The 18,430-nt window shown below is 71.7% G+C and carries 18 protein-coding genes; 5 read left to right on the top strand and 13 right to left on the bottom strand.

From position 1 onward, the window contains the following. Genes FFA01_RS04540 through FFA01_RS04530 form a run of 3 tightly spaced genes read left to right on the top strand, consistent with a single transcriptional unit; the run spans position 1 to position 2,889 of the window. Positions 1 to 987 (top strand): branched-chain amino acid ABC transporter permease, encoded by a 987-nt coding sequence (locus tag FFA01_RS04540; protein ID WP_146853405.1) that lies wholly within the window; start codon positions 1 to 3, stop codon positions 985 to 987. Continuing rightward, entirely contained in the window at positions 980 to 2,104 is a 1,125-nt protein-coding gene (locus FFA01_RS04535; protein ID WP_146853403.1) for an ABC transporter ATP-binding protein, read from the top strand. The genes FFA01_RS04540 and FFA01_RS04535 overlap by 8 nt, the downstream gene beginning before the upstream one ends. 17 nt (positions 2,105 to 2,121) lie before the next feature. Then, positions 2,122 to 2,889: an ABC transporter ATP-binding protein gene (locus tag FFA01_RS04530; protein WP_146853506.1), complete on the top strand. Its 768-nt coding sequence runs from the start codon at positions 2,122 to 2,124 to the stop codon at positions 2,887 to 2,889. Between the two features lie 998 nt (positions 2,890 to 3,887). On the opposite strand, the gene FFA01_RS04525 is transcribed toward FFA01_RS04530, so the two are convergent. The 3 genes from FFA01_RS04525 to groES form a co-directional block, all read right to left on the bottom strand. Beyond that, the gene (locus FFA01_RS04525) at positions 3,888 to 5,225 is read right to left on the bottom strand and encodes an ABC transporter substrate-binding protein (protein WP_146853401.1); all 1,338 of its coding nucleotides are present in this window, start codon (positions 5,223 to 5,225) and stop codon (positions 3,888 to 3,890) included. 108 nt (positions 5,226 to 5,333) lie between these two features. Further along, on the bottom strand, positions 5,334 to 6,359 hold the full coding sequence (gene rarD, locus FFA01_RS04520) for an EamA family transporter RarD (RefSeq protein ID WP_244289690.1): 1,026 nt from the start codon (positions 6,357 to 6,359) through the stop codon (positions 5,334 to 5,336). A gap of 221 nt (positions 6,360 to 6,580) precedes the next feature. Beyond that, entirely contained in the window at positions 6,581 to 6,877 is a 297-nt protein-coding gene (gene groES / locus FFA01_RS04515; RefSeq protein ID WP_055800001.1) for a co-chaperone GroES, read from the bottom strand. A 164-nt stretch (positions 6,878 to 7,041) separates the two neighbouring features. Here groES and FFA01_RS04510 point away from each other — a divergent pair, with 164 nt between their 5' ends. Beyond that, positions 7,042 to 8,229: a class I SAM-dependent methyltransferase gene (locus FFA01_RS04510; protein ID WP_146853399.1), complete on the top strand. Its 1,188-nt coding sequence runs from the start codon at positions 7,042 to 7,044 to the stop codon at positions 8,227 to 8,229. 186 nt (positions 8,230 to 8,415) lie between these two features. Here the strand turns inward: FFA01_RS04510 and FFA01_RS04505 are convergent, their stop codons facing one another. The 10 genes from FFA01_RS04505 to glmS all read right to left on the bottom strand — a co-directional run bounded on the left by FFA01_RS04505 (position 8,416) and on the right by glmS (position 17,427). After that, on the bottom strand, positions 8,416 to 9,393 hold the full coding sequence (locus tag FFA01_RS04505; RefSeq protein ID WP_146853397.1) for a DUF4190 domain-containing protein: 978 nt from the start codon (positions 9,391 to 9,393) through the stop codon (positions 8,416 to 8,418). A 131-nt stretch (positions 9,394 to 9,524) separates the two neighbouring features. Continuing rightward, positions 9,525 to 9,884 (bottom strand): DUF4190 domain-containing protein, encoded by a 360-nt coding sequence (locus FFA01_RS04500; RefSeq protein ID WP_146853395.1) that lies wholly within the window; start codon positions 9,882 to 9,884, stop codon positions 9,525 to 9,527. Between the two features lie 135 nt (positions 9,885 to 10,019). Further along, positions 10,020 to 11,117, bottom strand: coding sequence for a tRNA (adenosine(37)-N6)-threonylcarbamoyltransferase complex transferase subunit TsaD (gene tsaD, locus FFA01_RS04495; RefSeq protein WP_244289689.1), 1,098 nt, complete (start codon positions 11,115 to 11,117; stop codon positions 10,020 to 10,022). Beyond that, positions 11,114 to 11,659, bottom strand: a complete 546-nt coding sequence (rimI, locus tag FFA01_RS04490) for a ribosomal protein S18-alanine N-acetyltransferase (protein WP_146853393.1) — start codon at positions 11,657 to 11,659, stop codon at positions 11,114 to 11,116. Before rimI ends, tsaD begins: the two co-directional genes overlap by 4 nt. Beyond that, complete coding sequence (gene tsaB, locus FFA01_RS04485) at positions 11,656 to 12,330, bottom strand: tRNA (adenosine(37)-N6)-threonylcarbamoyltransferase complex dimerization subunit type 1 TsaB (RefSeq protein ID WP_146853391.1); 675 nt, start codon at positions 12,328 to 12,330, stop codon at positions 11,656 to 11,658. The genes rimI and tsaB overlap by 4 nt, the downstream gene beginning before the upstream one ends. A gap of 41 nt (positions 12,331 to 12,371) precedes the next feature. Next, on the bottom strand, positions 12,372 to 12,893 hold the full coding sequence (gene tsaE / locus FFA01_RS04480; protein ID WP_371859164.1) for a tRNA (adenosine(37)-N6)-threonylcarbamoyltransferase complex ATPase subunit type 1 TsaE: 522 nt from the start codon (positions 12,891 to 12,893) through the stop codon (positions 12,372 to 12,374). Next, positions 12,890 to 14,023, bottom strand: coding sequence for an alanine racemase (alr, locus tag FFA01_RS04475; protein WP_167627282.1), 1,134 nt, complete (start codon positions 14,021 to 14,023; stop codon positions 12,890 to 12,892). Before alr (FFA01_RS04475) ends, tsaE begins: the two co-directional genes overlap by 4 nt. After that, a complete protein-coding gene (alr, locus tag FFA01_RS04470) occupies positions 14,020 to 15,108 on the bottom strand; it encodes an alanine racemase (RefSeq protein ID WP_146853387.1) in 1,089 nt (362 codons plus the stop codon). The genes alr (FFA01_RS04475) and alr (FFA01_RS04470) overlap by 4 nt, the downstream gene beginning before the upstream one ends. Continuing rightward, positions 15,105 to 15,530 carry a holo-ACP synthase gene (locus FFA01_RS04465; protein ID WP_146853385.1) on the bottom strand — a complete coding sequence of 142 codons (426 nt, stop codon included), beginning with the start codon at positions 15,528 to 15,530 and terminating at the stop codon, positions 15,105 to 15,107. The genes alr (FFA01_RS04470) and FFA01_RS04465 overlap by 4 nt, the downstream gene beginning before the upstream one ends. Before the next feature lie 37 nt (positions 15,531 to 15,567). Continuing rightward, on the bottom strand, positions 15,568 to 17,427 hold the full coding sequence (gene glmS, locus FFA01_RS04460) for a glutamine--fructose-6-phosphate transaminase (isomerizing) (protein WP_146853383.1): 1,860 nt from the start codon (positions 17,425 to 17,427) through the stop codon (positions 15,568 to 15,570). Between the two features lie 44 nt (positions 17,428 to 17,471). On the opposite strand from glmS, the gene coaA reads away from it, so the two are divergent. Next, positions 17,472 to 18,425 (top strand): type I pantothenate kinase, encoded by a 954-nt coding sequence (gene coaA, locus FFA01_RS04455; RefSeq protein WP_146853381.1) that lies wholly within the window; start codon positions 17,472 to 17,474, stop codon positions 18,423 to 18,425. Positions 18,426 to 18,430: the final 5 nt, after the last annotated feature.

The raw sequence follows: 18,430 nt of genomic DNA, 5'->3' as shown, positions 1-18,430 counted from the left end.
ATGGACTACGTCATCTCACTCCTCCGAGCCCTCACCGGCGAGGCGCTCGCGCCCACCACGGCCGCGTTCGCCCTGGCGGCCATCGGCCTCAACATCCACTTCGGCTTCACCGGCCTGATCAACATGGGCCAGGCGGCGTTCCTGCTGGTCGGCGCCTACGGCTTCGCCATCTCGCTCACCAGCGGACTGCCCATCGGCGTGGCCGTGCTGATCGGCCTCCTCTGCGGTCTCGTGTTCGCGCTCATCCTCGGCGTCCCGACATTGAAGCTGAGGGGCGACTACCTGGCGATCGTGACCATCTGCGCGGCGGAGATCATCAGGATGGTCGGCAGATCGAGCATCCTGACCGACGTCACCGGCGGCTCGAACGGCATCACCGGCTCGTCGTACCGCGACGCCTTCACCGCCCTGTCCCCGCTGCCCGACGGCCAGACCACGATCCTGTGGTTCACCTACGACAACAACGGCGTCAGCGGCTGGTGGATCCGCATCGTGGCCTGGGGCCTCGTCGCCCTGCTCTGCGTCATCGTGTTCCTCCTCAGCCGCAGCCCCTGGGGCCGCGTGCTGAAGGGCATCCGCGAGGACGAGGACGCCGTGCGCAGCCTCGGCAAGAACGTCTTCTCGTACAAGATGCAGGCGCTGGTGTTCGGCGGCGTGATCGGCTCGCTCGCCGGCATCATCTACGTGCTGCCGTCCTCCGTCCAGCCCGACGCCCTCGGCCGCTCGACCACGTTCTTCATCTGGACGGCCCTGCTGCTCGGCGGCGCCGCGACGGTGTTCGGTCCGGTGCTCGGCTCGATCCTGTTCTTCACGGTCCGGCTGCTGATCCGCACCCTGGCAGGGGACTTCATCCCCGCGAGCATCATGAGCAACCAACAGGCCGACCAGTTCTCGTACGTGCTCGTCGGCGTCGCCCTCATGTGCCTGATCATCTTCAGGCCACAAGGGATCCTCGGAAACAAGAAGGAGCTGTCGTTCAGTGTCTGAGACAACCACGACCGGTGGCCGGGCCCGCAAGGCCGGCTACGACTACGACCGCGACGTCCTCCGCGGCAAGCTCGGAAGCGTCGACCGCACCCCCGGATCGACCAAGCCCGACCCGATCCTCACGGTCGACAACGTGGTCCGTCGCTTCGGCGGCATGACCGCCGTCGACGTAGGACACGTGGAGGTGCAGCGCGGCGCGATCACGGCGCTGATCGGCCCGAACGGGGCCGGCAAGACGACCTTCTTCAACCTGCTGACCGGCTTCGACAAGGCCTCCTCCGCGCCGACCACGTTCAACCGCGGCGACGGGACGGCCAAGTGGGTCTTCAACGGCAAGCCGATGGGCAACGTCGGCGCGGCCAAGGTGGCCCGCGCCGGCATGGTGCGCACGTTCCAGCTGACCAAGGCCCTGTCGCGCCTCACCGTCATGCAGAACATGCTGCTCGGCGCCCGCGACCAGCCGGGTGAGAACTTCTTCGTCGGGATCATCCCCCCGCTCTGGAAGGCCCGCGAGCGGGAGATCACGGCCAAGGCCGAGGACCTGCTCAAACGGTTCAAGCTGCACGAGAAGAAGGACGACTACGCCGGCAGCCTCTCGGGCGGCCAGCGGAAGCTCCTCGAGATGGCCCGCGCCCTCATGAGCGACCCCGAGATGATCATGCTCGACGAGCCGATGGCCGGGGTCAACCCGGCCCTGACGCAGTCGCTGCTCGGTCACATCCAGTCGCTGCGCGACGAGGGCACCACGGTGCTCTTCGTCGAGCACGACATGCACATGGTCCGGCACATCTCGGACTGGGTCATCGTCATGGCCGAGGGCAAGGTCGTCGCCGAGGGCCCCGCCGACACCGTGATGGACGACCAGGCCGTCATCGACGCCTACCTCGGCGCCCACCACGACACCGACCTGGGCGACGATGCGCTGCTCACCGACGCCGTGCTCGAGGAGCTCGAGCAGGAGGTGGCCGCGGAGGACGCGGCTCGTGCGGACGACGCGACCAGCGCCTCCTCGGCCGGCGGCGTCCCCGGACGCGACCTGCCCGGCGAGCCCGACCCCTCGACCCCGGCCGCCACGAACGCGGCGGACGACCAGCAGACCGGAGACAAGAAGGCATGAGCGCCTCGACCACCCAGATGCACCCGGGAACCGAGAAGTTCGCGGGCATCGAACCGATCATGAACGCCAGCGACCTCGTGGCGGGCTACCTGCCCGGGGTCAACATCCTCAACGGCTGCGACCTGGTCTGCTACCCGGGCGAGCTGATCGGCATCATCGGCCCGAACGGCGCCGGCAAGTCGACTCTGCTGAAGGCGCTCTTCGGGCTGGTGAAGATCCACTCCGGAGCGGTCACGCTCGGCGGCGAGGACATCACGAACCTGAAGGCCAACAAGCTGGTGCAGGCCGGCGTGGGCTTCGTGCCGCAGACCAACAACGTGTTCCCCTCGCTCACCATCGAGGAGAACCTGCAGATGGGGATGTTCCTCCGCCCCAAGAAGTTCGCCGAGCGGCTCGAGTACATCTACGACCTGTTCCCGGTGCTCGGCGACCGCCGCGGCCAGCGGGCCGGTTCGCTCTCGGGCGGCGAGCGGCAGTCGGTCGCCATGGCGCGCGCGCTGATGATGGACCCGAAGGTGCTGCTGCTCGACGAGCCGTCCGCCGGACTCTCGCCGGTCCGGCAGGACGAGACCTTCATCCGCACCCGCCGCATCAACAAGGCCGGCGTCTCGGTGATCATGGTCGAGCAGAACGCCCGCCGCTGCCTGCAGATCTGCGACCGCGGCTATGTGCTCGACCAGGGCCGCAACGCCTACTCGGGCACCGGCCGCGAGCTGGCCGACGACCCCAAGGTCATCGAGCTCTACCTCGGCACCCTCGCGAAGGACGTCGACGACTCGCACTGACCCGCGCATCGCGTGCCCTGCGCGCACCCCGGAGGCCCCGCACGCTCGCCGTGCGGGGCCTCCTTCGTGTGTGGAGGCGGGGGGGCTGGGCGGAGCGGTGCGGGGCGGGCGTCGCCCGGAGGGGCACCCACGCCCACGTACGTCGCGCGAGCCTCACGCCCCCGCACGCCTCTCGCGCCTCTCGTACCCGCCGCACGATCGAGTGGTCGGAAGATGCTCTTCCCCGCGCCACGAAGAGCATCTTCTGACCACTCGATCAGACGCCGGCCAGGGTTCGGCGCGGTCGACGCCCCTGCACGCTCGTCGTCGGGAGCGTCTCACGCCGCGGACGCTCGTCTCGGGGGCGCCCACGCCATCGCACCCCCACGCCCGCTCGCGCCCCTCTCACGCGCCCCACGCCACGCCTCACACCTCCACACGCCCGCCAAGCGCCCCTTGTGCCCGCACCACGATCGAGTGGTCGGAAGATGCTCTTCACCGCGCCACGAAGAGCATCTTCTGACCACTCGAGCAGACGCCGACCAGGGTTCGTCGCGGGCGACGCCCCTGGACGCTCGTCGCGAGGGACGCCCGCGCCCGCCCCCGCGCCCGCGCCCGCTCGCGCCCGCCCCACGCCACCGTGACCTTCGCGCCCCCACGACGCCCTCACGTGCACCACGCGCCCCTCGCGCGCCCCTAGCGCCCCTCTCACGCGCCCCACGCCACGCCTCACACCTCCACACGCCCACCCCGCGCCCCTCGCGCCCGCCCCACGCCACCGTGACCTTCGCGCCCCCACGACGCCCTCACGTGCACCACGCGCCCCTCGCGCCCACCCCACGCCACCGTGCCCCTCGCGCCCCTCACGCGCCCGCACCACGATCGAGTGGTCGGAAGATGCTCTTCACCGCGCCACGAAGAGCATCTTCTGACCACTCGAGCAGACGCCGACGGGCGGGCGCACGACGGAGGCCCCGACGCTGTCGCGCCGGGGCCTCCGCAGAGTGAGACAGGTCGTGTTACTGGACCGTGCCCTCGACCGCCGTCTGGTAGACGATCTTGTTGTCGGCGTCGAACTTGTAGATGCCGATGAAGGCGCTCGACGGGTCGTTCTGGTCGTCGAACGGTCCGATGCCGGAGGGACCGGTGTAGTGGATGTCGTCACCGGCCTCGATCGCCGTCTTGCAGTCGGCGAAGGTGGTGCACTCGGTACCGCCGTCGGCGCCGGACACCGCAGCCATGTTGGCCTGGATGGTGCCCGAGTCGGTTCCGCCGCCCTTCACCGCGGCGAGCGCGGCGAGCATGGTGGCGTCGTACGACTCCTGTGCGTACGAGTAGTCGGTCAGGGCCGAGCCGGCGCTCTCCTGGTAGAAGTCGCTGAAGCGCTTCTGCAGGTCGGTCGAGGGGAACGCGCCGGGGATCGTGCCCTGAGCGCCCTCGAGGGTGCCCGGGTCGAAGTCCTCGCTGTAGTCGGCCGTGTTGCCGTCCGACATGTAGATCGAGGTCATGTCAGCACCCTGAGCGACGAGCTCGGGGACGATCGACTTGGTCTCGTCGAAGGCGAGGATGACGATCGCGTCGGGGTCGGTGGCCAGAGCCGCCGTCACCTCGGACGAGAAGGTCGTCTGACCGGGAGGGAACTCCTGGCCTTCGCCGGTGCCGCCGTAGACGACGCTGCCGCCGGACGCCTCGACCGACTCCTGCACGGCGTCACGGAGACCGGTGCCGTAGGTGTCGTTGAAGACGAGGAAGGCGACGTTGGCGCGGCCGTCGTTGACGATCTGCGTGCCGAGCGCCGAGCCCTGCACGGAGTCCGGCGGAGCGGTGCGGAAGTAGTACGACGAGTACCCGCTGAGCGCGGAGGCCGTGTTGGCCGGCGAGATCTCGACGATGCAGGCGGCGGTCAGCTGGTCGATGACGTTGAGCGTGACGCTCGACGACTCGGCGCCGATCGCGACCGGGACCTTCGCGTCGATCAGCTGCGTCGCTGCAGCGCTCGACACGGTGAGGTCGTTGCTGTCGCCCGAGTCGGTGCGGGGCTCGACGGTGACGTCCTGGTCGAGGACGCCGCCGGCGGCGTTGATGTCCTCGACGGCGAGGCCTATGCCGGCCTCGGCGGGCGGGGCGAGGTAGGCGAGGGTGCCCGTGTTCGGCAGGATCGTGCCGATGCGGAGTGCGTCCTGTCCGGGGCTGCTGGGAGCCTCGCACGATGCTGCGGGGTCGGCCTTCTGCGAAGCCGACGGCGACGACGAGCCGCCGTCCTCAGGAGCCGACGACGTCGACGAACAGGCGGCGAGCAAGACCGAGGCGGCCCCTGCGAGCGCCAGGGCCTTCAGGCCTTTGGTGGATCGGATCATCCGTAGTCCCTTTCGTGAAGCGCGGAGAGCCGGACCGACACTAGGCAGACGGTCCTCGCGATTGAGTCGAAACTAGGGCTGGATTGTTTCTGGCGTGTGTTCTGGTCGTCACTCAGGGGTTTCGTTAGCAATTCGTGACATCGACTCAGGGTTGCGCTGGCGTCGCGAATTCACGATCACGTCGACGGTGAGCACGATCAGCGCGAGCCAGACGATGGCGAACCCGATCCACCTCGTGACGGGCATCTCCTCGTGCAGCAGCACGACGCCGACGATCAGCTGCAGCACGGGTGCGAGGTACTGGGTGAGCCCGATCGTCGCCAGCGGCAGTCGGCGGGTCGCCGCCGCGAAGAAGAGCAGCGGCACGGCGGTCACGATGCCCGAGCTGATCACGGTGAGCGTGTGCAGCACGCCGACGGTGCCGAAGACGAGCCCGCCCCCGATGCCGGTGACGCCCATGACCACGAGCGCGGCCGCCGCCACGGGGGTGAGCAGCATCGTCTCGAGGGTGAGACCGCCGATGGCGTCGACGCGCCCGCCGACCTGCTTCTTGACCAGCCCGTAGAGACCGAACGAGAACGCGAGCACGAGCGACACCCACGGCACCCGGCCCGTTCCGACGACGATCACGGCGACGGCGACGACGCTGAGCCCGACCGCCACCCACTGGGCGGGTCGGAGGCGCTCGCGCAGCACGACCACCGCGAGCAGGATCGTGACGATGGGGTTCATGAAGTACCCGAGGGCCGCCTCGACCACGTGCCCGGCGAGGGTCGCCACGATGAAGGTCGTCCAGTTGACGACGATGAGCGCACCGGCGAGCCCCATGGTCGCGACCAGCCGCGGTTGGCGCAGCAGCGCCACGAACGACGGGAACCCGCGCGTGACGGCGAGCAGGACGACGCAGAAGACCAGCGAGAAGACGATGCGCCAGGCCACGATCTCGAACGGGCCCGACGGCGACATCAACAGGAAGAACACCGGCAGGACGCCCCAGAGCCCGTAGGCGCCGAGGGCGAAGCCGAGACCCGCGCCGGCACCGGGGCCGGGCGCGCCGGGCGGCGTGGCGGCGGCCTCGACTGCCCCGGCGGAGGGGATGGAAGCGGAGGAGGCGCGGGGCGGGCTGGCGGTCACCTCACGACTCTAGGGCGGCCCTCCGACACCGCGACACGTCCACCTCTGCCAGAGTGGCGCGTTCTGCTGCCGTCCTGACCCGGACACGAGTCCACGGGCTGCATGCACATGCCACGCCGCGCCGGGCCGCCGGGCCGCGCCGGGCCGCCGCGGAGGAACGAAAGCACCGGAAACGACGAGAACCCCCGCCGAAGCGGGGGTTCTCGGTGAAGCGGATCCGGCTAGCGGACGACGACGGCGAGGACGTCACGAGCCGAGAGGACGAGGAAGTCCTCTCCGCCGTACTTGACCTCGGTTCCGCCGTACTTGCTGTAGATGACCTTGTCGCCGACGGCGACGTCGAGGGGGACGCGGTTGCCGTTGTCGTCGATGCGACCCGGTCCGACCGCCACGACCTCGCCCTCCTGGGGCTTCTCCTTGGCGGTGTCGGGGATCACCAGGCCGGAAGCCGTGGTCTGCTCGGCTTCGACCTGCTGGATGACGATGCGATCTTCGAGCGGCTTGATGGAGACCGACACGGTTGACCTCTACTTTCTCGGAACTTCGAAAAACGTGGGTTGGCACTTGCCACGTGCGAGTGCCAGAAACACTCTAGAGCGTCGCTGGCACTCGGTCAATCCGAGTGCCAATCGCGACGGCCGTCGGCAGGAGCGGCGAGCTCCGATGCGCGAGACTGGATCGCATGGATGCCTCCGAGCTGCTCGAAGTCCTCTCACCCGAGGGGCTGCGGCTGCTCGACTCGCTCCCGCCGTGGCGCGCCTCGGACGACGTCGTCTCGTCGGTCGCCGCGCTCCGCCGACAGGGGCACCCGCCCGAGCGCGTGTCGGCCGTGCTGACCCAGGCGCGCCTCCGGGCCAGGGCCGAGGCCAAGTTCGGCGAGTTCGCGAGCCGCATGCTGTTCACCGAGGCCGGTCTCGAGCAGGCCACCCGCCTGAACGTGGCCGCCCGCCATGCCGACCGCTACCGGTCGGCCGGGCTGACCAGCGTCGCCGACCTCGGCTGCGGCATCGGTGGCGACGCGCTGGCCTTCGCCGCGCTCGATCTCGATGTGCTCGCCGTCGACCGCGACGAGGTCACCGCCGCCATCGCCTCCTACAACCTGTCCCCCTGGCCCTCGTCACGAGTCCGGCAGGGAGACGCGGAGACGGCCGATCTGACCGACGTTCAGGGCGTCTTCCTCGACCCGGCCCGACGCACGAGCGGCCACAGCGCCACGAAGCGCATCGCCGACCCCGCCGACTGGTCGCCCTCGCTCGAGGTCGCGTTCGGCTACGCCGAACGTCTGCCGACCGGCGTGAAGCTGGGTCCGGGCGTCGACCGTGACCTGCTCCCCCGCGACGCCGAGTGCCAGTGGATCTCGGTCGACCGCGACGTCGTCGAGGCGGGCGTCTGGTTCGGGCCGCTCGCCCGTGCCGGGGTGGGCCGGTCCGCACTCGTGATCAGCGCCTCCGGGGCGGCGGAGCTCACGGCACCGGCCGACTCGGAGGACGTGGAGGTCGGCGACCTCGGCGAATGGATCTACGAGCCCGACGGCGCCGTCATCCGCGCGCGGCTGATCGGCGACCTTGCCCGGTCGATCGACGCCAGGACCATCAGCCGCGACATCGCGTGGCTCAGCAGCGACGAGCGGGTCGAGACGCCGTTCGCCCAGGGGTTCCGCGTGCTCGAGACGTTGCCCCTCGACGAGCGCACGCTGAAGCGCGAGCTGCGGTCGCGGGGCATCGGTCGGCTCGAGATCAAGAAGCGCGGCGTCGACGTCGACCCCGCCACGTTCCGGAAGAGGCTCTCGCTGCAGGGCTCCGGGTCGGCCACGCTCGTCCTCACGCGGGTGGCCGGACGGCACACCGCGCTGCTCTGCGAACGGGCCTGACCCGTTCGCTGCCCCACCGGGCGCCAGCGGCCGGACCCCCGCGGTCCGCCGACGTCGACGCCGTCGCCGTCGCCGTCGCCGTCACGACTGCGACCACGACCGCACCCGCGCCCGCGCCGCTCACACGACGAGAGCCGCCGCCCCCTCGGGGTGCGGCGGCTCTCGAACGGACCGGAGACGTGCGGCTCAGGAGCCGCCGTAGTAGCCGCCGCCGCCCGTGCCGGGCATGTTGCCGAGGTAGGCCAGGGCGAAGCCCCAGAAGGCGATGATCAGCAGGGCGATCCCGATGCCGACGTAGCCGACGATGAGCCCGGTCAACCAGAACCCGCGGGCGTGACGCTCGCGCTTCTGACCGATGTGCCCGAGGACGACCGCCGCGATCGAGAAGACGATGCCGAACCCGAAGAGGGCGAACGACACCAGCACGCCGAGGATCGACGCCGACATCGACAGGATGCTCAGCAGGCTCGACGGCTTGGCGGCCCCGCCCTGCTGGTACGGGGCATAGGGCGACCCGTAGGGCTGCGACGCACCGTACTGCGGGGCGCCGTACGGCTGCTGCGGACGAGGGGTCCCGTAGGGCTGCTGCTGCGCGCCGTACGGAGACTGCTGCTGAGGGGCGCCGTACTGCTGAGGCGCCCCGTAGGGCTGCTGCTGCGGCGCTCCGTACGGCTGGCCGGGCTGCTGACCCGCGCTGCCGGCAGGGGCGCCGTACCCGGGACGCTGCGGCTGGCCGGCCCCGTAGGGCGTCGATCCGGGAGGGCCCTGCGGGGCCTGCCCCGGGGCGCCGTACGGCGATCGCTGACCCGGGGCGCCCTGGCCGGGCGCCTGATACGGGGCGGAGCCGGGCGCCTGAGACGAGCCGGGCGCCGGGGCGCCGTAGGGCGCCGACGCGGGTGCACCGGGGCCCTGCTGCGGCCGCCCCGGCTCCTGGCCGGGTGCGACGAAGGGGTCGGTCGCCGGACGAGACCCGGCAGGAGGCGCGGGCTGGGTTGGAGGCGCGGCCTGGGTCGGCGCGTCGGGGAACGCGGTCGGCGGCAGCGGCGGCGAGGCGGCGGCGCCGGACCCGGCGTCGGGCCCGGTGGCGTCGGAGCCGCCCGTCGTGGGGCGGGAGGCAGGAGGCGTGTCGCCCGGCTGCTCGGGAGTCGTGTCGTCGGTGGCCATGAGGAGCCTTTCGCGTGCGAGGACGGCGGTCGTGGTGAGTCGGGCGTCGACTCGACCCATGACGGGAGCCACGCCGGTGAGCGCGGACCCCGTCATGCTAGCGACGACGTCGACGAACGAGCCGGGAACCGTCAGGGAGAGGTCGAGTAGTCGTAGCTGAAGGCGCCGGCGGCGATGGCCGCGATGACGAAGATGCCGATCACGATGGCCCCGGCGAGCCCGAGGTAGCCGAGCACGAGCCCGATGATCGCGAGCACCCGGCCCTGCTCGCCGGTGCGCTTGATCTGACGGAGAGCGATGTGCCCGGTGACGACCGCCACGATGCTGAAGAAGAACGAGCTGAGGATGCTGGCGACGAGCGACACGATGGCCAGCACGTTCATCTTGGGGTTCTGCTGGCCGTAGGCCCCCTGGTAGGGGTTCTGCTGGTACGACGGCTGCTGTCCGTAGGGCTGCTGTGCGCCCTGGCGGGCCGGATCGTTGTCGGTCATGCCGAGGTCTCCTTCTCGTGGGGGTGCCCCGAGCCTACGCGGATCGACCCCGGCGCCGCCGCCCGCGCACGGCCGACGGCGGACCGACGCCGCGGACGGCGCCCTGGGGAGGAGCCTCGAACCGTGGTCGACGCCTCAGACGACCTGCACCGTCGTCACCGGCAGCGTCGAGTCGGCGCCGAAGTCGAGGGGCGACGGCGCGTGCCCGCGGGAGACGAGCTGAGCGCCGAGGGCGGCGATCATCGCCCCGTTGTCGGTGCAGAGCGACAGCGGCGGAACCCGCAGCTCGACGCCGGCCGCGGCGCAGCGCTCGAGGGCGAGCTGCCGGACGCGGGCGTTGGCCACCACTCCCCCGCCGAGCAGCAGCCGCGGCACGCCGAGGTCGGCGCAGGCGGCGAGCGCCTTGGTGAGCAGCACGTCGGCGACGGCCTCGCGGAAGCCGGCGGCGACGTCGGCGACGGGAACCGCGCCTCCCTCGTCTCGCCGACGTTCGACCCAGCGGGCGACCGCGGTCTTCAGACCCGAGAACGAGAAGTCGTAGCGATGGCGGACCAGGTCCTTCGGCAGCGTCAGCCCGCGGGGGAACCGGATCGCGGCGGGGTCGCCGTCGGCGGCCACCCGGTCGATCTGCGGACCGCCGGGGTAGGGCAGCCCGAGCAGCCGCGCGACCTTGTCGAACGCCTCGCCCGCCGCGTCGTCGATGGTCTCGCCGAGCAGCTCGACGTCATCGACGAGGTCGCGGACGTGCAGCAGCGAGGTGTGCCCGCCCGACACGAGCAGGGCGATGGTCGGCAGCTCGAGGTCGCTGCCGTCGTCGCGCAGCACGTCGGCGCCGACGTGACCGACCAGGTGGTTGACGGCGTACAGCGGCGTGCCGGTCGCGAGGGCGAGGGCCTTCGCCGCGCCCACGCCGACCATCAGCGCCCCGGCGAGCCCGGGCCCGCTCGTGACGGCGATGGCGTCGAGCTCGTCGAGCGTGACGCCGGCCTCGGCGAGCGCCGCCTCGAGAGCGGGCTGCATCGCGTCGAGGTGCGCGCGGGCCGCCACCTCGGGCACGACGCCGCCGTATCTCGCGTGCTCGTCCATCGACGACGAGATGACGTTCGCGAGCAGGGTCGTGCCCCGCACGATGCCCACGCCGGTCTCGTCGCAGCTGGTCTCGATGCCGAGCACGAGGGGCCCGTCGGCGTGCGCCGTCGGTGCGATGGCCGAGGAGGCGCGGGTCGCGGTCACGAGGAGGGTCCTGTCTGTGGGGCCGGCGACGAGGCGCCGGGCGAGGCGAGCGACGTGGCGGTCGGCGGGACCACGAGCCGCATGACGAACGCGTCGACGGCGTCGGGCATGTAGTAGCGCGGCCGGACGGCGATCTGCTCGAAGCCGAGCGACGCGTAGAGGCGCTGCGCGGAGGGGTTGTCGGCCCGGACCTCGAGGAACACCTCACGCACCCTGCGCCGCCGCGCCTCGTCGAGCAGCCGCGTCATGAGCGTGCGGCCGAGTCCGTGCCGGCGGGCCCCCGGCGCGACGGCGATCGTCTGCACGTCGGCGTCGGGGGCTCCCGGCAGCGCGAGCAGGCCGGCGTAACCGACGACGGCGGTGTCATCTGCCGAATCGTCGGGCTCAGCCTCGGGGGTCGCCACTAGATACCAGCCGTCGGGCGACGCGAGCTCGTGCGCCATCCCCTCGCGCGACCACGCGTCGGAGACGAACACCGAGGTCTCGAGCGCCATGATTCCGTCGAGGTCGTCGGGGGTCGCCCGACGCAGCCGGAAGCTCATCGCCCGACCGGCTTCGGACCGGCCGACACGGTGACGTCGGGTTCGCGCAGGTAGAGCGGCGCCGGATCGGCGAACCCGCGACCGTGCTCGAACAGGCGCTCGGCGAGCATCCCGAGCGCCGCCGCCGACACGACGGTGCGGTCGGGGTCGGTGCGCGGGGACGAGGAGGAGGCGCCGGTCGACTCGTCGAGGTCGGCGGGCTTCGCCAGCGTCGGCCCGTCGACCCGGACGGGCAGGCCACTGTCGTCGAGGCCGCTGTACGCCGTCCAGGCGACCTCGCGCCGGCGCGCGTCGGTCACGACGACGAGGGGCGAGTCGAGGCGGTCGCTCGGCACGGCGACCGAGCCGCCGCCGAGCGCGGACAGCCGTTCGAAGGCGATCGCGTCGTGGCTGCCGAGCGCGAGACAGGGGCGGCCGATCCCGAAGGCGAACGCGCGGGCCGCGACGATGCCGACGCGCAGACCCGTGTAGGGGCCTGGACCGACTCCCGCCACGACCGCGCTGAGCGCCGAGGGCGAGACCCCGGCCTTTGCGAGCACGGACTCGATCAGCGTGCCGATCACCTCGGCGTGACGCCGGGTGTCGGTCTCGGTGCGTTCGGCCAGCACGCCGCCGTCGCGGTCGACGACGGCGACGGTCGTGCCGGCGGAGGTGTCGATGGCCAGGATCACGGGTCAATCGTAGGCGGTCCGACCGACACGACCCGCGCCTCCTAGGTGAAGGACACCCCGGCCCATCGGGGGCCGTGGGCGGTGATGGTCACGCGTCGGGGCTCGTCGAGCGAGGCGTCCGGGTCGTCGGGGTCGTGGTCGGGGTCGTCCGCCGCCCCGGCACCGGTCGGCCGCTCGATCACGACGTCGAGCCACGACTCGGCCACGCCGTCGAGCAGGCCGGCGCCCCACTCGACCACGACGATCGACCCGTCGAAGTCGAGGTCGAGGTCGTCGAGCTCGGTCGCTCCGCCCAGCCGGTAGGCGTCGACGTGCACGAGCGGCACGCCCGAGGCGCTCGGATGGGTGCGGGCCAGCACGAAGGTGGGGCTCGCCACCTGACCGCGCACCTCGAGGCCCGCGCCGAGGCCTCGCGTCATCGTCGTCTTGCCGGCCCCGAGCGGACCGGTGAGCACGAGGAGGTCGCCGGCGCGCAGCAGCCCGGCGAGGCGACGCCCGAGGGACTCCATCGCCTCGGGGTCGGCGACCGACCCGTCGAACAGAGGAGGCGCGGTGTCGGTCACGCCCGCCGCCCCCGGTACACGCGGGGCACGCGGCGCCCGATGCGGCAGGAGACCTCTTCGGGGATGGTCCCGGTCAGGTCGGCCCACTCGCCGATCGTCAGCTCGCCGTGGTCGCCCGATCCGAAGAGGAGGACCTCGTCGCCGACCGCGATCGGATCGTCGCCGACGTCGATCAGGAACTGGTCCATGGCGACACGGCCGACGATCGGGTAGCGGCGACCCCGCACGGTGACCTCGACGCCGTGCTGCGCGCGTCGGCTGACGCCGTCGGCGTAGCCGATCGGGACGAGGGCCAGGGTCGTGTCGCGATCGGTGCGGTAGGTGTAGTCGTACGAGACGCCCGTGCCCGCGGGCACGCGCTTCACCCGGACGACGCAGGCGCTCACGGTCAGCACGGGGCGCAGTCCCCGATCGCTCGCGGTGACCCCCTCGGTCACCGGGATGCCGTAGCCGTTCGAGCCCATCCGCACCATGTCGAAGCGACGCTCGGGGTGCTCCATGCCGGCCGAGCTCGACGACATGTGCCGTTTCTCGAAGGTCGCGCCGAGCGCCTCGGCGTCGGCGAGCGCCTTGCGGAACACGAGGGAGGCCGCGTGGTCGTCGGCCTCGGACGTCTCGGACACGTGCGAGAAGGCACCGCGGAGGCGCACCACGCCCTCGTCGCGGAGGGCCACCGCCCGAGTCACCAGCGCGGCCCAGTCGGCCGGCAGGCAGCCCTCGCGGTGCAGGCCGGTGTCGATGGTGAGGTGCACGAGGGCCTCGGAGCCGGCCGTGCGCGCGGCGTCGGCGAAGGCCTCGAGCTGCTCCATGGTCGAGATGCCGAGGTCGACGCGGAGCTCGACGGCGGCGGCGTAGTCCTCGTCGGGGCCGAGCTGCCAGGCGAAGAACGAGGCCTCGAGGGCGACGCCGGCTCGGCGCAGGCGGAGAGCGGGGGCGAGCTCGACCGTGCCGAACCAGCGGATGCCGGCGGCGACGGCCTCGGGCACCATGACGTCGATGCCGTTCGAGTAGGCGTCGGCCTTGACGATCGCCAGCACCTCGACCGGCGCCATCCGCTCGATCAGCGACGAGAGGTTCGCGCGGTAGGCCGCCAGGTCGACGGTCGCCCGGCGCAGGTACGCCTCGCTCACAGATACCTCCTGGTCAACGCGCCGGACAGGCACGCGACGGTCTCGTAGGTGATCCCCCCGGAGGCGGCGGCCCAGTCGGCTGCGCTCTGGTGGCCCCTCGACGGGTCGCCGAACAGGACGACGTCGTCTCCGACCTCGACGGGGTCGTCGCCGACGTCGATGACGAGGGCGTTCATCGCGATGCGACCCCGGACCCGGTACGTGCGCTGACCGATGGACACGGAGGCGCGGTCGCTCGCCGCGCGGTCGACGCCGTCGGCGTAGCCCACCGGCACGACGGCGATGGTGGTGTCGTGCTCGGGCCGGAAGAGGTACCCGTACGACACGCCCTCGCCGGCGGGGACGCGCTTGGTCGAGGTCACGGGGGCCGACAGGGTCAGGGCGGGGCGCAGGCCCCACTCGGCGGCGGAACGCCCCGCGAAGGGGCTGAGACCGTACGCGGCGAGTCCGAACCGGACCAGCGTGCCGCGTGAGCCGTCGTAGCTGAGGCCGGCGGCCGAGGCGGCGAGGTGTCGCAGCGGGGGCTCGACGCCGAGATCGCCGAGCATGCCGGTCGCCCGCAGGAACGCCGCGGCCTGCTGACCGTCCTCCTCGGGCGACGTGTTCGAGAGGTGGCTCATCAGCCCCTCCACTGGGAGGCGGTGGGCGAGCTCGGCGGCCCGGCGGAAGAAGGCGGGCCATTCGGACTCGACGGCCCCGTTGCGGCTGAGGCCGGTGTCGATGCAGAGGTGCACGGCCCGCACGCCCGCCGCGGCGGCCGACTCGAGCTGGGCGATGTCGGACACGGCCGGAGTCACGTCGTGAGCGGCCGCCGAGGCGAACGTCTCGCCGGGAGCGTGCAGCCACGCGAGCACGGGCGCGGTGATGCCGGCGCGACGCAGCTCGAGGGCCTCGTCGAGGTCGGCGACGCCGAGCCAGTCGACACCCGCCTCGACGAAGGCGCGAGCCGACTCGACGGCCCCGTGGCCGTAGGCGTCGGCCTTGACCACGACCATCGTCTCCGCCGGGGCCACGACCTCGCGCAGCACGCCGACGTTGTGACGCAGGGCGGTCGTGTCGACGGTGATCTTGACGTCCTGGGTCACTCCCTGATCGCCTCCTCGGGGTCGTCTCGGGTGTCGGTGGTCGGGGCGCGGTCGACGCGCTCGGCAACGACGTAGGCGACGGCGACGCCGCCGTCGTGACTGAGCGAGAGGTGGAGGTGCGTGACGCCGCGCACGTCGGCCAGCGCCCGAGCACCCCCCGACAGCGACAGCGACGGCGCCCCCTCGGCGTCCGAGACGACCACGACGTCGTGCCAGCCGACCCCGGTGGAGCCGCCCAGCGCCTTGATGAGCGCCTCCTTCGCCGCGAACCGCGCCGCGAGCGACGGGAGCGAGCGGGGAGAGCCGTCCCGCAGCACCGTCTCGGCGTCGCCGAACAGTCGCGGACGCAGAGCGGGGGTCCGCTCGAGCGACCGTCCGAATCGCTGCAGGTCGACCACGTCGACCCCGATCCCGACGATCATGCTGGTGGTCGGTGTGTCATCGGTGGCGGACTCGGATCTACTCGACCGTCACGGACTTCGCGAGGTTGCGGGGCTGATCGACGTCGAGGCCCTTGGCCGCGGCGAGCTCCATGCCGAAGATGTGCAGCGGCACGACCGCGAGCAGCGACTCGAAGAGCGGGGCCGCGAGCGGGATGTGCAGCACCTCGTCGGCGAACGGCAGCACGGCGGCGTCGCCCTCCTCGGCGATCGCGATCACCCGGGCGCCGCGGGCGCGGATCTCCTGGATGTTCGAGACGACCTTGGGGTGCAGACTGCGCGGATCGCGCGGGCTCGGCACGATGACGAAGACGATCTGGCCCGGCTCGATCAGGGCGATCGGGCCGTGCTTGAGCTCGCCCGCGGCGAAGCCCTCGGCGTGGATGTAGGCGAGCTCCTTGAGCTTGAGCGCGCCCTCGAGCGCGATCGGGTACCCGACGTGACGACCGAGGAAGAGCACGGAGCGGGTGTCGGCCATCCACCCGGCGAGGGTGCGGATGCGCTCGGCGCTCTCCAGCACCCGGCTGATCTTGTCGGGGATCGCCTGGAGGTCGGTGACCTGCTCGGCGATCTGCTCGGAGCTGAGGGTGCCGCGCAGCGTCGCGAGGTGCAGCCCGAGCAGGAACAGCGCGGTGCCCTGCGCGACGAACGCCTTGGTCGACGCCACGGCCACCTCGGGCCCGGCGTGCGTGTAGATCACGGCGTCGGACTCGCGCGGGATGGTCGAGCCCTGCGTGTTGCAGATCGACAGCACCTGGGCGCCCTGCTCGCGGGCGTACTTGACGGCCATGAGGGTGTCCATCGTCTCGCCCGACTGGCTGATCGAGACGACCAGGGTGCGCTCGTCGAGCACGGGGTCGCGGTAACGGAACTCGTGCGCGAGCTCGACCTCGACGGGCACGCGCGCCCACTGCTCGATGGCGTACTTGCCGAGGATGCCGGCGTAGGCCGCGGTGCCGCAGGCGATGACGATGACCCGGTCGACGGTGAGGAGGCGGTCGCGGACCCCGTCGAGGTCGGTCAGCGTGACCGCTCCGTCGGCGACGCGGCCGAGCAGCGTGTTGGCCACGGCCTCGGGCTCCTCGCTGATCTCCTTCGCCATGAAGCTCGACCAGCCGCCCTTCTCGGCGGCGGAGGCGTCCCAGTCGACCTCGAACTCGGTGGTCTCGACGGGAGCACCGTCGAAGTCGACGACCTCGACCGAGTCGGGACGGATGGTGACGAGCTGGTCCTGACCGATCGACATGGCGCGACGCGTGTGGGCGACGAAGGCCGCCACGTCGCTGCCGAGGAAGTTCTCGCCGTCGCCCAGGCCGATCACCAGGGGCGAGTTGCGGCGGGCGCCGACGACGACGCCGGGCTGGTCGGCGTGCACGACGAGCAGCGTGAACGCGCCCTCGAGCGTGTTCACCACGGTGCGCAGCGCCTCGGCGAGGTCGCCGGAGGCGCGGTAGGCGCGGGCGACGAGGTGCGCGGCGACCTCGGAGTCGGTCTCGCTGAGGAACTCGACGCCCTCGGCGAGGAGCTCGGCCTTGAGCTCGGAGAAGTTCTCGATGATGCCGTTGTGGATCAACGCCAGCTTGCCGTCGTCGGCGAGGTGGGGGTGGGCGTTCGCGTCGGTCGGGCCGCCGTGGGTCGCCCACCGGGTGTGGCCGATGCCGGTGCGGCCGTCGGTCAGCGGCGAGGCCTCGAGGTCGTCGACCAGGACCTGCAGCTTGCCCGCCTTCTTGCGGCTGCCGAGCGTGCCCTCGGCGTCGATGATCGCGACGCCGGCCGAGTCGTAACCGCGGTACTCGAGTCGCTTCAGACCCCCGAGGAGGACCTCGACGCTCTTCTCTCCGAGACCGGCCTGTCCGACGTAACCCACGATTCCGCACATGGAACACGATTCTAGGGCGTCGACCACCGGGTAGCCTCGACCCCATGGCCGAAGCCACCTCGACGACGCATCCGACCAGCCACGCCTCGCCCTTCGTGGAGATCGATCGCGAGGCCTGGGCCGAGCTGGCGCCGGCCACGCGCCTCCCGCTCACCGAGACCGAGATCGTGCAGCTGCGCGGCCTGGGCGACCGGCTCGACATGCGCGAGGTGCAGGACGTCTACGTGCCGCTCAGCCGGCTCCTCAACCTCTACGCCGCCGGGGCCCGGAATCTGCACCGCGCCACCAGCGACTTCCTCGGCGAGCGGGCGCAGCGGACCCCGTTCGTGATCGGCGTCGCCGGCTCCGTGGCGGTCGGCAAGTCCACGGTCGCGCGCCTCCTCCGCGAGCTGCTGAGCCGCTGGGACGACACGCCCCGGGTCGAGCTCGTCACCACCGACGGGTTCCTCTACCCGAACGCCGAGCTCGAACGCCGCGGGATCATGGACCGCAAGGGGTTCCCCGAGTCGTACGACAGGCGCCACCTGCTGCGGTTCGTGTCGCAGGTCAAGAGCGGGGCCGAAGAGGTCAGGGCGCCGTTCTACTCGCACACCAGCTACGACATCATGCCGAGCGCCGAGGTCGTCGTGCGCCGCCCGGACATCCTCATCGTCGAAGGGCTCAACGTCCTGCAGCCGCCGCTCGCCGGACGCCTCGCCCTCAGCGACCTGTTCGACTTCACGGTCTACGTCGACGCCCGCACCGGCGACATCGAGAACTGGTTCGTCGAGAGGTTCCTCGCCCTGCAGAAGGGGGCGTTCACGCAGGAGCGCTCGTACTTCCACCGCTTCGCCGACATGGACGAGACGGAGGCGCGGCGCTTCGCATCGGGGATCTGGCGGTCGGTCAACGAGCCGAACCTGGTCGAGAACGTGCTGCCGACCCGGTCGCGGGCGACGCTGGTGCTGCGGAAGGCCGCCGATCACAAGGTCAGCTCGGTCCTCCTCCGCAAGATCTGACCTGA

This window comes from Frigoribacterium faeni (assembly GCF_007988805.1).
In the GTDB taxonomy this organism is placed as follows: Bacteria; Actinomycetota; Actinomycetes; order Actinomycetales; family Microbacteriaceae; genus Frigoribacterium; species Frigoribacterium faeni.
Note: the sequence above shows the minus strand (reverse complement) of the source record. Positions and strands in the feature narration are given on the sequence as shown.

Coding starts and splice junctions, on each gene's coding strand:
- FFA01_RS04540 (WP_146853405.1), top strand. CDS start 1: ATGGACTACGTCATCTCACTCCTCCGAGCCCTCACCGGCGAGGCGCTC.
- FFA01_RS04530 (WP_146853506.1), top strand. CDS start 2,122: ATGCACCCGGGAACCGAGAAGTTCGCGGGCATCGAACCGATCATGAAC.
- FFA01_RS04525 (WP_146853401.1), bottom strand. CDS start 5,225: ATGATCCGATCCACCAAAGGCCTGAAGGCCCTGGCGCTCGCAGGGGCC.
- FFA01_RS04510 (WP_146853399.1), top strand. CDS start 7,042: ATGGATGCCTCCGAGCTGCTCGAAGTCCTCTCACCCGAGGGGCTGCGG.
- FFA01_RS04505 (WP_146853397.1), bottom strand. CDS start 9,393: ATGGCCACCGACGACACGACTCCCGAGCAGCCGGGCGACACGCCTCCT.
- FFA01_RS04500 (WP_146853395.1), bottom strand. CDS start 9,884: ATGACCGACAACGATCCGGCCCGCCAGGGCGCACAGCAGCCCTACGGA.
- rimI (WP_146853393.1), bottom strand. CDS start 11,659: ATGAGCTTCCGGCTGCGTCGGGCGACCCCCGACGACCTCGACGGAATC.
- FFA01_RS04465 (WP_146853385.1), bottom strand. CDS start 15,530: ATGATCGTCGGGATCGGGGTCGACGTGGTCGACCTGCAGCGATTCGGA.
- glmS (WP_146853383.1), bottom strand. CDS start 17,427: ATGTGCGGAATCGTGGGTTACGTCGGACAGGCCGGTCTCGGAGAGAAG.
- coaA (WP_146853381.1), top strand. CDS start 17,472: ATGGCCGAAGCCACCTCGACGACGCATCCGACCAGCCACGCCTCGCCC.